General features: G+C 53.5%; 14 protein-coding genes and 1 pseudogene. 14 read left to right on the forward strand and 1 reads right to left on the reverse strand.

The window, feature by feature from the left end:
* The first annotated feature begins 234 nt into the window (after window positions 1-234).
* The 14 genes and pseudogenes from INF30_RS06290 (at window position 235) to INF30_RS06360 (ending at window position 14374) form a co-directional block, all read left to right on the forward strand.
* Window positions 235-714: a pyridoxamine 5'-phosphate oxidase family protein gene (locus INF30_RS06290; protein WP_226394590.1), complete on the forward strand. Its 480-nt coding sequence runs from the start codon at window positions 235-237 to the stop codon at window positions 712-714.
* Between the two features lie 212 nt (window positions 715-926).
* Window positions 927-1677 (forward strand): annotated as a pseudogene (locus tag INF30_RS06300) (DUF5685 family protein).
* The gene (locus tag INF30_RS06305; RefSeq protein WP_226394593.1) at window positions 1677-2363 is read left to right on the forward strand and encodes a J domain-containing protein; all 687 of its coding nucleotides are present in this window, start codon (window positions 1677-1679) and stop codon (window positions 2361-2363) included. The pseudogene INF30_RS06300 and the gene INF30_RS06305 overlap by 1 nt, the downstream one beginning before the upstream one ends.
* A gap of 63 nt (window positions 2364-2426) precedes the next feature.
* Window positions 2427-4181, forward strand: a complete 1755-nt coding sequence (gene dnaK, locus INF30_RS06310; RefSeq protein WP_226394594.1) for a molecular chaperone DnaK — start codon at window positions 2427-2429, stop codon at window positions 4179-4181.
* A 129-nt stretch (window positions 4182-4310) separates the two neighbouring features.
* Window positions 4311-5621 (forward strand): phenylacetate--CoA ligase family protein, encoded by a 1311-nt coding sequence (locus INF30_RS06315; RefSeq protein ID WP_226394595.1) that lies wholly within the window; start codon window positions 4311-4313, stop codon window positions 5619-5621.
* A gap of 1 nt (window position 5622) precedes the next feature.
* Entirely contained in the window at window positions 5623-7377 is a 1755-nt protein-coding gene (iorA, locus tag INF30_RS06320; RefSeq protein WP_226394596.1) for an indolepyruvate ferredoxin oxidoreductase subunit alpha, read from the forward strand.
* Window positions 7377-7955, forward strand: a complete 579-nt coding sequence (locus INF30_RS06325; RefSeq protein WP_076776768.1) for an indolepyruvate oxidoreductase subunit beta — start codon at window positions 7377-7379, stop codon at window positions 7953-7955. The genes iorA and INF30_RS06325 overlap by 1 nt, the downstream gene beginning before the upstream one ends.
* 35 nt (window positions 7956-7990) lie before the next feature.
* Window positions 7991-8410: an ACT domain-containing protein gene (locus tag INF30_RS06330; protein ID WP_076776770.1), complete on the forward strand. Its 420-nt coding sequence runs from the start codon at window positions 7991-7993 to the stop codon at window positions 8408-8410.
* Window positions 8411-8453: 43 nt separating this feature from the next.
* Window positions 8454-9785 (forward strand): phenylacetate--CoA ligase family protein, encoded by a 1332-nt coding sequence (locus INF30_RS06335; RefSeq protein ID WP_226394597.1) that lies wholly within the window; start codon window positions 8454-8456, stop codon window positions 9783-9785.
* Window positions 9786-9801: 16 nt separating this feature from the next.
* The gene (locus INF30_RS06340) at window positions 9802-10245 is read left to right on the forward strand and encodes an amino acid-binding protein (RefSeq protein WP_076776775.1); all 444 of its coding nucleotides are present in this window, start codon (window positions 9802-9804) and stop codon (window positions 10243-10245) included.
* 182 nt (window positions 10246-10427) lie between these two features.
* Complete coding sequence (locus INF30_RS06345; RefSeq protein WP_076780751.1) at window positions 10428-11051, forward strand: cyclodeaminase/cyclohydrolase family protein; 624 nt, start codon at window positions 10428-10430, stop codon at window positions 11049-11051.
* Window positions 11052-11122: 71 nt separating this feature from the next.
* Window positions 11123-11980 (forward strand): bifunctional 5,10-methylenetetrahydrofolate dehydrogenase/5,10-methenyltetrahydrofolate cyclohydrolase, encoded by an 858-nt coding sequence (locus tag INF30_RS06350; RefSeq protein WP_076776777.1) that lies wholly within the window; start codon window positions 11123-11125, stop codon window positions 11978-11980.
* A gap of 157 nt (window positions 11981-12137) precedes the next feature.
* Window positions 12138-13664, forward strand: coding sequence for a DUF1538 domain-containing protein (locus INF30_RS06355; protein WP_226394683.1), 1527 nt, complete (start codon window positions 12138-12140; stop codon window positions 13662-13664).
* Window positions 13665-13678: 14 nt separating this feature from the next.
* Entirely contained in the window at window positions 13679-14374 is a 696-nt protein-coding gene (locus INF30_RS06360; RefSeq protein ID WP_226394598.1) for a P-II family nitrogen regulator, read from the forward strand.
* Window positions 14375-14549: 175 nt separating this feature from the next.
* Here INF30_RS06360 and INF30_RS06365 read toward each other — a convergent pair whose 3' ends face one another.
* Window positions 14550-14750, reverse strand: a complete 201-nt coding sequence (locus tag INF30_RS06365; RefSeq protein WP_076776781.1) for a cold-shock protein — start codon at window positions 14748-14750, stop codon at window positions 14550-14552.
* Window positions 14751-14847 lie beyond the last annotated feature (97 nt).

The raw sequence follows: 14847 nt of genomic DNA on the forward strand, positions 1-14847 counted from the left end.
GCCCGGAGATTTTTACATAATGAAGCATATAAAGATTAACATATGTCTCCTGGAAAGTCAATTGTGTAAAGTGACATTTTTGGTAATATAAAATGCAGATTGTTCCTGGATATGACAGCAGAGACTTGTTGTACAGGAGAAAGAGTGGTAAACTGGCCATAAATACGCAGCCTGGCTGTGGGAGGCCGGGACTGCCGGTTAAAGATTATGCAGAAGGGAAAGGAAGAGACGGATATGAGAAGGCCAAAGAGAAAGATGACAGATATGGGTGAGATTACCCGGATGATCGATGAATGCATGGTGTGCCGGATCGGCATGGGAAGCCAGGGGAAAATTTATGTAGTGCCCATGAATTTTGGATACAGCTGCCAGGAAGAGAAGCTTACATTCTATCTCCACAGTGCAAAGGTTGGTCGAAAGATCGAAGCGCTTAAGGAGGAACCGGAGGTGTGCGTAGAGCTGGACTGCCGCCACGGACTGATGGAAGCGGAGGAACCCTGCAGTCACAGCTATTACTACGCCAGTCTGATCGGCACCGGAAAGGTGCAGGTTTTAAAAACCTTCGAGGAAAAGCTGGATGGCTTGAAGAAAGTGATGCGCCACCAGACCGGAAAAGACTTTGATAATTTTGATGAAAAATGGGTCAATGCCGTGGAGGTACTGAAGGTGGAACTGGAAGAGTACACCTGCAAATACCACGACGGGACAAATTAGGAAGCGAAGAATGAAAAAGAGACAGAGGCATCCCTGCGGGGATGCCTTTTTGGCATCTGCCCGGTGGGAGATAAAAATAAAAAGATTGCGAATTCTATTAACTTTTTGGCGGTTTTATTGAAACGCCGGGAGAAATGTGCTAAGTAATCTTTGGAAAAACAACAGTGTTACGGCAGGGGAACGGCTGTCAGCGGAGGAGATCGGAGGCGTCTATGTTCGGATATATCGGATGTGTAAAAGAGAAACTGAGTGAGGAGGAACAGAAGAGATATCAGAGTATCTACTGCGGGCTGTGCAGAAATCTGAAGGAGAGGTACGGGCAGGTGGAGAGACTGTGCCTCTCCTACGATATGGCTTTTCTGATCCTGCTTCTGTCGTCCCTCTATGAACCGGAGGAAAAGAGCGGCAGATATGACCATCATTCTGTCCTACTATAAATGCCGGGACGACTGGAAGGATGAGGGAAAGCATCTGCAGCGCTGGTATGCGGGAATGCTGGAGAAAAAGTGCGGGGAGCTGAAAAAACAATATCCCAGGCAGTGGAGGGCTGTCGCCGAAGGGATCGCCGGACTGGAGGAAGTGGAGAAAAAGGCAGCCCGGGATTTTGACAGGGCCATCAACTGCTCGGGGAAAATGCTGTCAGAACTGTTTGTCTGTGAGGAAGATTTCTGGAGCGACAGTCTGCGTACACTTGGATACGAGATCGGCAGATTTATCTATCTGATGGATGCGGCCATGGACTATGAGAAAGACGGGAAGAAGGGCAGCTACAATCCTTTGTTTTACATGGGTAAGAAGCCGGAAGAGATGAAGGAGATCATGGAAATACCACTGGGAAATGCCATGCGGATCTTCGAGAAGCTGCCTCTTGTGCAGGATGTTTCCTTGATGCGGCATATCCTGTACGGAGGTGTGTGGCAACAGTATTACGCAAAGTTTCCGGGAAAGGAGCAGAAAAGATAATGGTGGACGATCCATACAAGGTGCTGGGCGTATCCCGGGACGCGACAAAAGAGGAGATTAAAAAGGCATACAGGGCCAGGGCCAAGGAGTATCACCCGGATCTTCACCCCGACGATCCCCAGGCTGCCGAGAAGATGAATGAGATAAATGAAGCCTATGATATGCTGAATAATCCGGAAAAATATAAGAAGAGAGCCCGGGAGGAACAGACGCGGGGAGACGCCGGAGGATGGCAGGAGTACGGAGATTTCCGGGGATTTGGAAGTTTTGATGACTTCTTCGGCTTCGGGGGAGCCGGCAGGGAACCGGAGCGTCCCCAGCCCCGCCCGGGAGACAGCGGCGATATCCGGCAGGCCATTGATTTTATCAATATGAGACAGTACCAGTATGCCAGCAACACTTTAAACAGCATCCTGAGTATGTACAGGGATGCCAGATGGTTCTATCTGAGCGCCCTTGCCAATTATGGTCTGAACAACCAGGTGCTGGCGGTGGAGCAGATCCAGAAAGCCATAGAGAAAGATCCGTCAGAACCTCTCTACAGGCGTACGCTTGACATTATGCGCCAGTCGGGTACGGAGTACAGGCAGAACAGTGAAGAATTTCAGAATTACGCGGAGAGTATGGGCAGGTTCTGCCAGGGAATGTGTCTGGCTCAGCTGTTCTGCATGTTCTGCAGGTGCTGACGGGACAGGATAAGATAGATGTATTATTTCTGTATGCGTACAGGTTGAAAGGAGATAGAAATTATGGGAAAAGTAATTGGGATTGATCTTGGGACCACAAACAGTTGTGTGTCTGTCGCGGAAAATGGGGAGCCTGTCATTATTCCGGGAGCCTCCGGCAGCATGACCACTCCCAGCGTGGTGGCTTTCACCAAAAAGGGAGAGAGACTGGTGGGGGAGGCTGCCAGACGCCAGGCGGCCACCAATCCGGAGAGGACCATCAGTTCCGTGAAACGGCATATGGGCACAGAGTGGAGCACCCGCATTGACGGGACAGACTATAAGGCGCAGACCATCAGCGCCATGGTGCTGATGCAGCTTAAGAAAGACGCGGAGGATTTCCTGGGGGCACCGGTGACAGAGGCGGTCATCACAGTGCCTGCCTACTTTAACAACATCCAGCGGCAGGCCACCAAGGATGCAGGGCGGATTGCGGGCCTTAACGTAAAGCGTATCATCAACGAGCCTACAAGCGCAGCCCTGTCTTACGGGCTGAACCACGGGGAACCCCAGAAGGTTATGGTGTACGATCTGGGCGGAGGCACCTTTGATGTCTCCATTATCGAGATCGGGGAGGGAGTCATTGAAGTTCTGGCCACCGCAGGGGACAATCACCTGGGCGGGGATGATTTTGACGAGCGGATCACCCAGTGGCTGGTACGCCGTTTTAAAGAGGAAAACGGAGCGGATCTCACCCGGGACTTCGCTGCCATGCAGCGGGTGAGGGAGGCGGCTGAGCAGGCCAAGAAGGAGCTGTCCGCATCTGAGAGCGCCCATATCATGCTGCCTTATCTGACTCAGCACAGGGGAGAGATGCTGCATATGGATCTGACCTTTACAAGAGGGCAGTTCCAGGATCTCATAGAGGATCTCATTGAGCGTACTGCCCAGCCGGTGCACAGTGCCCTCAGCGACGCGGGCATCGCCCCTGCGGAGCTTGGACGAGTGCTTCTTGTGGGAGGTTCTACCAGGATCCCGGCTGTCCAGGAGAAAGTGCGGGCGCTGACAGGTAAGGAGCCCTCCAGAAATATCAATCCGGACGAATGTGTGGCCAAGGGAGCGGCTATTCTTGGAAGTACGCTGGAAGGCAACAGCCTTGTGGCGGCAGGTACGGACAAGAACCTGCTCCTTCTGGATGTGACGCCGCTGAGTCTGTCCATTGAGACGGTGGGAGGTGTGGCCACCCGTCTCATTGAGCGCAACAGTACCCTTCCTACCCGGTATTCCAGGATTTTCTCCACGGCAGCCCCCTACCAGCGGTCTGTGGATATCCACGTGCTCCAGGGCGAACGCCCCATGGCCAGGGACAACAAGACCATCGGAAAATTTAAGCTGAAAGGCATCAAGGCGGCGCCGGCAGGGGTTCCCCAGATCGAGGTTACCTTTGATATAGACGCCAACGGCATTCTGAAGGTGTCTGCCCGGGATCTGGACACAGGAAAGCAGCAGTCCATCACCATTACTTCTAATGACAGTATGTCTGAGGATGAGATCCAGCAGGCCATCCGGGACGCGCAGGTTTACGCCGGACAGGACCAGACAAGGAAAGACGCGATGGAGGTGCTGGGAGACGCCCAGCGTCTGATGGCAGAGACAGAGCAGAAGCTGAAGGAGAAGAAAAAAGAGCTGGACAGAGGGACAAAGAAGCAGGTGAAGGCGGATGTGAACAGGCTGAACAAACTGACCATGAAGTGCCGCCTGGACAAAGTGACAGAAGCGCAGCTTGCGGAGATCAAGGAGGCCATGCGCCAGCTTGAGGAGAGTGCCCGGAGCCTGTAAGAAGAGCGGACAGGCGTTTCCTGAAAGATAAATTTTGAAATTTTTCGCAAATTAATGCTTTAACTTGCGAAAGTAATGTGCTATACTAAGGGAAGCACGACGCGAAAGCGTGAAAAAGGAGGAAAAGTCATGATCTGGTCGAAGGAAGAGACCCTGTCAAGGAGCGAAATAGAAGAGATTCAGCTTAAGAAACTGAAGGAGACCGTGCGATATATCTATGAGAAGGTTGCTCCTTACCGTCAGAAGATGGACGAGGCAGGGGTGAAGCCGGAGGACATTCAGTCGCTGAGGGATCTGACAAAGCTGCCCTTTACCTATAAAGCGGATTTCAGAGATAATTATCCCATGGGCCTGTTTGCCGTGGACAGAAAGGATCTGGTGCGGTTTCACGCCAGTTCGGGAACCACGGGAAAGCCTACAGTGGTGGGCTATACAAGGAACGACCTGGAGATGTGGCTGAACAATGTGGCCCGGGTTGCCTGCATGGGCGGCGCCACGGCTGACGATGTGGCCCAGATCTCCTTCGGATACGGTACATTTACCGGGGCGCTTGGCCTTCACGGAGGGCTGGAGAAGATCGGCGCTTCCGTGATCCCCATGTCGTCGGGAAACACGAAGAAGCAGATCATGTTCCTTAAGGATATGGGTGTGACCCTTCTGGTGGCGACACCCTCCTACGCTCTCCATCTGGGAGAGGAAATCCGGGCAAAAGGGATGGACCCGGAGAAAGACTTAAACGTACATATCGGCCTTTTCGGCGGCGAGGGCATGACAGAGCCCATGCGGGAGGAGATGCACAAAGTGTGGGGCGAGGGTTTCTTCTGCACCCAGAACTACGGCATGAGCGAGCTGTGCGGGCCTGGCGTGGCAGGAGAGTGCCAGGAACTTGCGGGCATGCATATCAATGAGGACTGGTTTATACCGGAGATCATTGACCCGGAGACGGAGGAAGTACTTCCGCCCGGCGAGAAGGGGGAACTGGTCATCACCTGTCTTGGAAAAGAAGCCCTTCCCCTTGTGCGCTACCGCACCGGGGATATCACAAGGCTGATGTATGAGCCCTGCAGGTGCGGCAGGACGACAGTGCGGATGGAGAATATCTCGGGGCGTGCCGACGACATGCTTGTCATCCGGGGCGTCAATGTGTTCCCCACCCAGATCGAGGAAGTGCTGCTGCAGATCCCGGAGATCGGTCCTCACTACGAGATCCTTGTGGAGAGGAAGAACCGCCTGGATGTTATGACTATTACAGTGGAACTGGTAGACGACAGGCTGCTTGACAGCTACTCCCAGCTCAGCGAGCTGGAGATGAAGATAAGGAAGGGACTGAAGTCCCAGCTCGGCCTTGCCACCCAGATCAGACTGGTGGCTCCCTACTCCCTGAAGCGGTTTGAGGGAAAGGCAAAGAGAGTGACAGATTTGAGAAAGGATGGACTGTAAAATGTCAGAGTCAAAGAGAGTGATCATGCTCGGCAATGAGGCCATTGCCAGAGGTGCCTACGAGGCGGGAGTGAAGGTGTCAGCCGCCTACCCGGGCACGCCGAGCACGGAGATAAGCGAATATCTTGTACAGTACAGAGACGACCTGTACTGCGAGTGGTCTCCCAACGAGAAGGTGGCCACAGAGGTGGCGATCGGCGCCTCCATAGCGGGGACGAGAGCTATGTCCTGTATGAAGCACGTGGGCTTTAACGTGGCGGCAGACCCGGCCTACACCGTCTCCTACATGGGAGTGAACGGGGGCCTTGTCATCGTGGTGGCCGACGATCCGGGACTTTACAGCTCCCAGAACGAGCAGGACACAAGGATGGTGGCAAGGGCGGCCCACCTGCCGGTGCTGGAGCCCTCCGACAGCGCGGAGGCAAAGGAGTTCATGAAGCTGGCCTTTGACCTGAGCGAGCAGTTTGACCGGCCCTTCGTGTACCGGACCACTACCCGGCTGGCCCACTCCCAGGGGCTGGTAGAGCTGTGTGAGAGAGAGGAAGTGCCGGATAAGCCCTACGAGAGAGACCCGGCCAAGAACGTCATGATGCCAGGCAACGCGAAGGGGCGCCATGTGGTCATCGAGAGGCGGATGGAGGAGCTGGCTGAGGCAGCCAACACACTTTCCATCAACAGGGTGGAGATGAACGATACGAAGATCGGCGTCATCACAAGCGGTATTCCCTACCAGTATGTAAAAGAAGTGCTGCCGGAGGCATCCGTGCTGAAACTTGGCATGGTCAATCCTCTGCCGAGAAAGCTGATCGAGGACTTTGCGTCAAAGGTGGAAACGCTCTATATCGTGGAGGAGCTGGATCCGGTGATCGAGGAGCAGGTGAAGTCCTGGGGCATTAAAGCCATCGGCAAGGAGATCTTTACCGTGCAGGGCGAGTACAGCGCCAATATGCTCAGGGAAGCCATCCTCCATGAGGACCTGCAGCTTGATGCGCCGGCCCAGGTGCCGGGACGCCCGCCTATCCTCTGCCCGGGATGTCCCCACCGCAGCGTCTACTATGTGCTGAACAAGCTGAAGATACACGGGGCAGGCGACATCGGATGCTATACGCTGGGAGCGGTAGCGCCGCTGAGCGTGGTGGACACCACCGTCTGTATGGGCGCCAGCATTTCCACTCTCCACGGAATGGAAAAGGCGAAGGGCAAAGACTATATTAAAAACTGGGTAGCCGTCATCGGCGACTCCACATTTTTACATACAGGTGTCAATTCCCTCATGAACATGATGTACAACAAGGCCACGGGAACGGTGATCATCCTGGACAATTCCACCACCGGAATGACAGGGCATCAGGACCACGCGGCCACGGGCAAGACGCTCCAGGGCGACCCCACCTACGCCATCGACATCCCGGGACTTTGCCGGGCACTGGGCGTGAAGCACGTGCAGGAGATCAATGCTCTGGACATTGACACTCTGGAGAAGGCCATCAGGGAAGAGGTGGCAAGGGACGAGGTGTCGGTTATCATCACAAAGACCCCCTGTGTGCTCCTGTCCAAGGAGAAGAAGCCTCTCTACACTGTACATGCGGACAAATGCAAGAAGTGCGGCATGTGCATGAAGCCGGGATGTCCGGCCATGACGAGAAACGAAGACGGAACCATCCATATTGACGATACGATGTGCACCGGATGCGGACTGTGCCAGTCGCTGTGCAAATTCGGGGCGATCGAACTGGTAAAGGAAGGTGACAGATAATGGCAGTAAAAAATATTATGATCGTAGGCGTGGGCGGGCAGGGAACACTGCTCACCAGCCGCGTGCTGGGAGGGCTTGCCATTGCCGGAGGCTATGATGTGAAGCTGTCGGAGGTACACGGCATGGCCCAGAGGGGCGGAAGCGTGGTTACCTTTGTGCGCTACGGAGACAAGGTGGCGGAGCCCATCGTGGAGGAAGGACAGGCGGACGTCATCATTGCCTTTGAGAGGCTGGAGGCCCTGCGGTATGCCCACTTCCTCAAAAAGGACGGCGTCCTTGTGGTCAACGACTGGCGCATTGATCCTATGCCTGTGGTGATCGGCAATGCGTCCTACCCGGAGGGCATTCTGGAGGATCTCAGAAAGGACCACAAAGTGTATGCGGTCAACGCCACGGAGGAGTCCAGAAAGCTGGGCAATCCGAAGGTGTTCAATCTGATCGTGCTGGGCGTGGCCGCGCAGCACATGGATTTCAGCAAAGAGGACTGGTACAGCGTCATTGAGAAGACTGTGCCGCCAAAGACAATAGAGATCAATAAGAAAGCATTTGACACAGGATATCACCTTACTGCAAGATGATATAGAAACAGGAACCAGAAAAAAGGAGGTGTCGCATGATCAAGCAGCTATCAGTTTTCGTGGAGAATAAGCCGGGCAGCCTGATGGAAGTTACGTCAAAACTTACAGAAGCGCATATCAACATCCGGGCCGTCGCGTCTTTTGATACTCCGGAGTTTGGTATCCTTCGTCTCGTAGTCGATAAGCCAGCAGAGGCGAAGGGTTATCTTACTGAGAAGGGATTTGTCGTACGGGTTACCGATGTCATCGGCGTGGAGCTTGAGGACAAAAAAGGCAATCTCAATCAGATGTTGGCAATACTCGCGCAGAACGGTATAAATGTGCGCTACATTTATTCATTTGTCATCCGCGAAGGACGCGCTCCGGTTCTGGTTTTCAGCACCGACGATTATGAGAAAGCAGCTTCCATTCTTAAGGATGCAGATGTGAAGATGGTAGATGAGTCAGACCTGTAGGCCTGGCTGTACCGGAAGAATTAAGAATAGGAGTATAGAAAAAATGGCAGGAGTATCATTAGAAAATTGGCAGGAAAGGATCAGAGATCCGAAGATCGAATGTATGAGCAGGGATGAGATGAGCGCCCTGCAGAGCGAGAAACTTGTAAAACAGGTAAAGAGAGTGTATGAGAACGTACCTTTCTACCGGAAGAAAATGCAGCAGAAGGGTGTGGAGCCCGGCGATATTAGAGGAATTGAGGATATCGGAAAGCTGCCTTTCACCACAAAGGAGGACCTGCGGGACAATTATCCCTTCGGTCTTCTGGCAGTGCCCCAGGAAAAGATCGCCCGGGTGCAGGGTACATCCGGCACAACAGGCAAGCTGACCCTGGCCTCCTACACAAAGTATGACGTGGAGGTGTGGGGCGAGTGCGTGGCCAGAGCCCTGACCATGGCCGGCATCACCAGTGAGGACCGCATTCATATCTGTTACGGGTACGGGCTGTTCACGGGAGGACTGGGGCTGGATTACGGCGCCATGCAGCTTGGAGCCATGGCAATTCCTATGTCCGCAGGCAATACCCAGAGACAGATGATGTGCATGGAGGATTTCGGCGCAACTGCTTTCGCGTGCACACCTTCCTACGCCCTTTACCTGGCGGAGTCCATCCAGGAGGCGGGACTTGTGGATCACATGCAGCTCAAAGCAGGTATCCACGGCGCAGAGCCCTGGACGGAGGAGATGAGAAAGAAGATTGAGAATATCCTCCATATCAACTGCTTTGATATTTACGGTCTCTGTGAGATCACAGGACCCGGCGTGGCCCTGGACTGTATCCATCACGAGGGACTTCACGTATATGAGGATCATTTCTATCCTGAGCTGATCAACCCTGCAACTTATGAGCCCTGCGCGGACGGCGAGACAGGCGAGCTGGTGTTCACAACTCTCTCCAAAGAAGGAATGCCGCTGATCCGCTACCGCACAAAGGACCTTACAAGCATTAACCACGGAAAGTGCAAATGTGGAAGAACGCTGGCAAGGATCAACAAGTTCACAGGCCGTACCGACGATATGAAAGTCATCCGAGGCGTCAACGTATTCCCAACCCAGGTAGAGTCAGCCCTTCTGTCCATGGGCGGCGGCGTGGCTCCGCACTATCTGATGATCGTGGACAGGGAGAACAACATGGATGTGCTCACGGTCATGGTGGAAGTGGACGAGAGATATTTCTCCGACGAGATCCGCAAGCTGGACGAACTGAAGAACAAAGTGGCAGCCGTGCTGAAGCAGGCCCTTGGCGTATCTGTCCGGGTGAAGTTGGTGGAGCCCAGGACGATCCAGAGAAGCGAAGGCAAAGCAAAACGCGTCATCGACAACAGGCAGATGTAAAAAGGAGGGGAATATCATGGGAATTAGTAATACAGTACAGCAGTTATCCGTATTTCTGGAGAACAGGGAAGGACGTCTGGACGAGGTGCTGGCAGCGCTGGCAGGGGGCGGCGTAAACATTGTGGCCCTCAGCCTGGCAGACACGTCCGAATATGGTATGCTCCGCATGATCGTCTCTGACCCCCACAAGGGAAGAATGGTCCTTAAGGAGGCGGGGATCACAGCCATGTTGACGGATGTGGTGGCTCTTCGTGTGCCCCACGCCACAGGCTCTCTCTCAAAGGCCATGCATCAGCTTGTGGAGGGCGAGGTCAACATTGAGTATATGTACGCCTTTGCCAACGGAAGCGATGCGGCGGCGGTGCTCAAAAGCGATGAGCCGGGAAGAGTCATTGATATTCTGAAAGGAAGCGGATTTGATGTGTACACCGCAGACGAGGCGTACCGCGCCAATGTATAGAGAACAGGCAGCCGTGTGAGGACGGTTGTCACAGAGACAGAAGGGGCAGGGAGAGGCTGATCCGGCACAGATCAAAGCGGTTTCTCCCTGCTTTTATCTGTCTGATCCGGATTATATGCCTGGGGAGCGTCTGCCGTGAAGGCAGGTGCAGGAACAACAGGAAAAGGAGGAAGAAAATGATGATGCTGGAGAGAAAGACAACAGAGTTCCTTGAGGAGCTCTCTTCTAAGGCTCCTGTGCCCGGAGGGGGAGGAGCCAGCGCTGCCGTGGGAGCTTTCGGGGCTGCTCTTGGCATGATGGTGGCAAATCTGACTGTGGGAAAGAAAAAATATGCGGAAGTGGAGGAGGAGATCCTGGATGCCAGAGAGGAGATGGAGAAGCTCCGTGACAGGCTGGTCCTGCTGACGGACCGGGATGCCCAGGCCTTCGAGCCCCTGTCGAAAGCATACGGACTTCCGAAAAATACAGAGGAGGAGAAGGCCGCCAGGGAGCAGGTCATGGAGTCCGCTCTCTATGAGGCCAGCGTGGTTCCTATGGAGATCATGGAGACTGTGCTTTCCTCCATGGATCTGCTGGAGGTCCTGGGGGAAAAAGGCAGCACCTTGGCCCGCAGCGATGTGGGAGTGGGGATCCTTTTTGCACAGGCTGCGCTGGAGGGTGCCTCCCTGAATGTATTTATCAATACCAGGCTTATGAAGGACCGGATCCGGGCAGAGGAACTGAATGCCCGGGCGGAGGAATTGATCCGGACAGGGAGAGAGAAAAAAGAGCGTATTTACAACAGTGTGCTTCAGAGTGTAAAATAGAGCGATAAGGAGCGGGTGGCTGCGGCGCCCGGATAACAGACAGAGACAGGCATACACAGGAGGGACATACAATGGGAACAGTCATGTTGGGAACAGAAGTAGCAAAGGCCATGAAGGAAAGGCTGATACAGAGGGCCGAAGCCATGAAGGAGAAAGGCGTCATGCCGAAGCTGGCGATCCTGCGGGTGGGAGCACGGCCGGATGATCTTTCTTATGAGAGAGGCGCAAAGAAGCGCATGGAGCTGACAGGGATGGCCAGCCAGGTGGTGGAGCTTCCGGAGGATGTCTCCCAGAAAAAGCTGGAGGAGACGCTGGAAGCGCTCAACAGGGATACTTCTGTACACGGCATTCTTGTGTTCAGACCTCTCCCCGGGCATCTGGACGAGGAACCTTTAAAACAGATGATCGACCCGGTGAAGGATGTGGACTGCATGAGTCCTGTCAATATGGCAAAGGTCTTTGCCGGAGATGACAGCGGCTACGCGCCCTGCACAGCGGAGGCGGTGATGGAGATGCTGGATCATTACGGCATTGACCCGGAAGGAAAGAAAGTGACGGTTGTAGGCCGGAGTATGGTGGTGGGGAAGCCCCTGGCCATGCTGCTTCTGAAGCGCCACGCCACAGTTACCACCTGCCACACCCGCACGGCGGATCTGGCAGGCACATGCCGGCAGGCCCAGATCCTGGTGGCGGCTGCGGGAAAGGCAAAGATGGTGACAGCGGATATGACAGGAGAGGGAGCGGTTGTCCTGGACGTGGGCATCAACGTGGACGAAGAGGGCAATCTGTGCGGCGATGTGGACTTCGAGGCAGTGGAACCGAAGGCTTCCTTTATCAGCCCGGTGCCCCGGGGCGTGGGCAGCGTCACAACTTCGGTGCTGGCGGGGCATGTGCTCCGCGCGGCGGAAAGTATAAGCGGTGTGAAATAGGCGGCGGCCCTGTCAGAGATTTGACAGGGCCGCCTTTTCCATGTATAATTACTAATAAAGTTAGCTATTTGACCAGACAGAAGAAAGGAGACGATTATTGAGCAGAAGTAACACATCCTATTCAGAAGAATTTCACAAAGCCGAAGTAAGAGAAAGGCTGAAAGAAAGACTGAACGAAAAACTGAAAGAGGCTGTCAATGCGGTGCTTCCCATCATCGTGATCGTGATGGTCCTCTGCTTTGCCATCGTTCCCATATCGCCGGACATCATGCTGGAATTTCTTGTCGGGGCAGTGATGCTGGTAATCGGAATGATGTTTTTTACCCTGGGGGCTGAGATGGCCATGAGTCCCATGGGGGAGCGGGTGGGAAGCAGTATAACCCGCTCAAAGAAATTGTGGGTGATGATTGTCCTTGGGTTCATCCTTGGATTTGTCATTACAGTATCAGAACCGGATCTGCAGGTACTGGCGGAGCAGGTTCCGGCTGTTCCTAATATGGTCATTATCCTTGCTGTGGCAACCGGAGTGGGGATCTTCCTTGTGGTGGCTTTTATGAGGATCCTGTTTGGTATTCCGCTTTCCCGCATGCTTGTATTTTTCTACATTATCGTGTTTGCCCTGGCGGCATTTACGCCAAAGGAGTTTCTTGCGGTGGCTTTTGACTCGGGCGGGGTGACCACCGGACCTATGACAGTTCCCTTTATCATGGCGCTGGGTATCGGTATATCTGCCATCCGAAGCGACCGGCATGCAGCAGATGACAGTTTCGGACTTGTGGCTCTTTGTTCCATAGGCCCCATCCTGGCGGTGCTGATCCTGGGCCTGATCTATGAGACGGACGGGGGAGCCTACAGTATGTCTTCCATCACGCAGATAGAGAACTCTGTGGAGCTTGGAAAATTATTTTTACACGCACTTCCGGAATATTTTGGAGAGATCGCAGTTTCACTTCTACCAATCGTTGTTTTTTTCGGATTGTTCCAGATTTTTTCACTGAAATTGAAAAAACGTCCTCTGATCAAAATACTGGTGGGACTTTTCTATACGTATATAGGTTTAGTGCTGTTCCTGACAGGAGTGAACGTGGGATTTATGCCTGCAGGAAATTATCTCGGACAGATGATCGCATCTCTGCCCTACAAGTGGATTATCATACCGATCGGAATGCTGATCGGCTACTTTATCGTTATCGCCGAGCCGGCAGTGTACGTGCTGACAAAGCAGGTAGAGGAGCTGACGGATGGAGCCATTGAAGGCGGCGTCATGAAGACGGGTCTGTCCATCAGTGTGGCTGTCTCAGTAGGTCTTGCCATGCTGCGTGTGCTGACAGGGATCTCCATTTTCTACCTTCTTGTACCGGGTTATCTGGTGGCCATCGTGCTGTCGTTTTTCGTGCCGAAGATCTTTACGGCTGTGGCTTTTGACTCGGGCGGAGTGGCCTCCGGCCCCATGACGGCCACCTTTCTTCTGCCTTTTGCCATAGGGGCATGTACCTCCGTGGGCGGGGATATCGTGGCGGACGCTTTCGGCGTGGTTGCCATGGTTGCCATGACACCGCTGATCACCATACAGGTGATCGGACTGATCTACAAACTGCAGGCAGGACACGCGGAAGCGGCAGCGGCTGAAGGCCAGGTTACATCCCTGGAAGCGTACGCGGATGACGCGATTATCGAATTGTAAAAGAGGGCTGAATTATGAGTGAAGTATATATGATGGTGACGATCACTGACTGGAAAGAGGCGGCCGTGGATTTTCTGGAGTTTTACCAGGCAAACCATGTGGACGCCAACATGGTCACTCTGGGAAGGGGAACGGCAAACAGTGAGATGCTGGATTACCTGGGGCTGGAGGAGTCGGAGAAGACAGTGATCCTGAGCGTTGTGACGGGAGAAGTGTGGAAGACGCTGAAAAAAGGGCTGCGCCAGCAGTTCAAGATCGATATCCCGGGGACAGGCATTGCCTTTACTGTGCCTGTCAGCAGTATCGGTGGGAAGAGAGAGCTTCTGTTTCTTCTGGATAACCAGAATTTTGAGAAAGGTGAGGAGACGGTATTGAAGGATACAGCACATGAACTTTTGATCGTAATTGCAAACCAGGGGTACAATGAGATGGTGATGGCCGCGGCCAGGAGCGCTGGGGCTGCGGGCGGCACTGTACTCCACGCCAGGGGAACCGGCATGAAGAGAGCGGAGAAATTCTTCGGGGTTTCCCTTGTCTCCGAGAAGGAGCTGATCCTGATCGTGACAAAGACGGAGAATAAGAACGCCATTATGCAGGCTGTCATGCAGCAGGCCGGTATGGATACCAAGGCAAAGGCCATTATATTCTCTCTGCCGGTGACAGACACGGCGGGACTGCGGCTTGTGGAAGAGGAAGAAGCAGACGAGTAGTCTGACAGAATAAAACGCTGCCCGGGGCAGACGGATGGAAATCCGAGCCCCGGGCAGCGTTCTTGTGTTTCACACAGTGTTTAATCGCATTCGCATGTATTGCTTTTAAATATCTAAATGAAATTGCCGTTTATATAAATAAAAGGTACATCTTATTCCGATTAATGTTTTTCAGTTACAGCTTGACAACATTGACAGCCTGCGGTCCCTTTGTACCTTCGGTCACATCAAATTCTACTGCCTGGCCTTCTTCGAGGGATTTGAAACCATCCATCAGAAGTCCGGAGTAGTGAACGAAGATATCATTCCCTTCTTCGTCTGAGATGAAGCCATAGCCTTTCTGGTTGTTGAACCACTTTACAGTACCTTTGTGCATATGCTACCTCCATACCAATTGAATAAAAAATAAAAGGTTCATAAATCTACAGAATTGTCTGTAAATTTACTCTGACAGCGTAGCATAAATCTTTGAA

Source organism: Claveliimonas monacensis (assembly GCF_014982975.1).
GTDB lineage: Bacteria > Bacillota > Clostridia > Lachnospirales > Lachnospiraceae > Claveliimonas > Claveliimonas monacensis.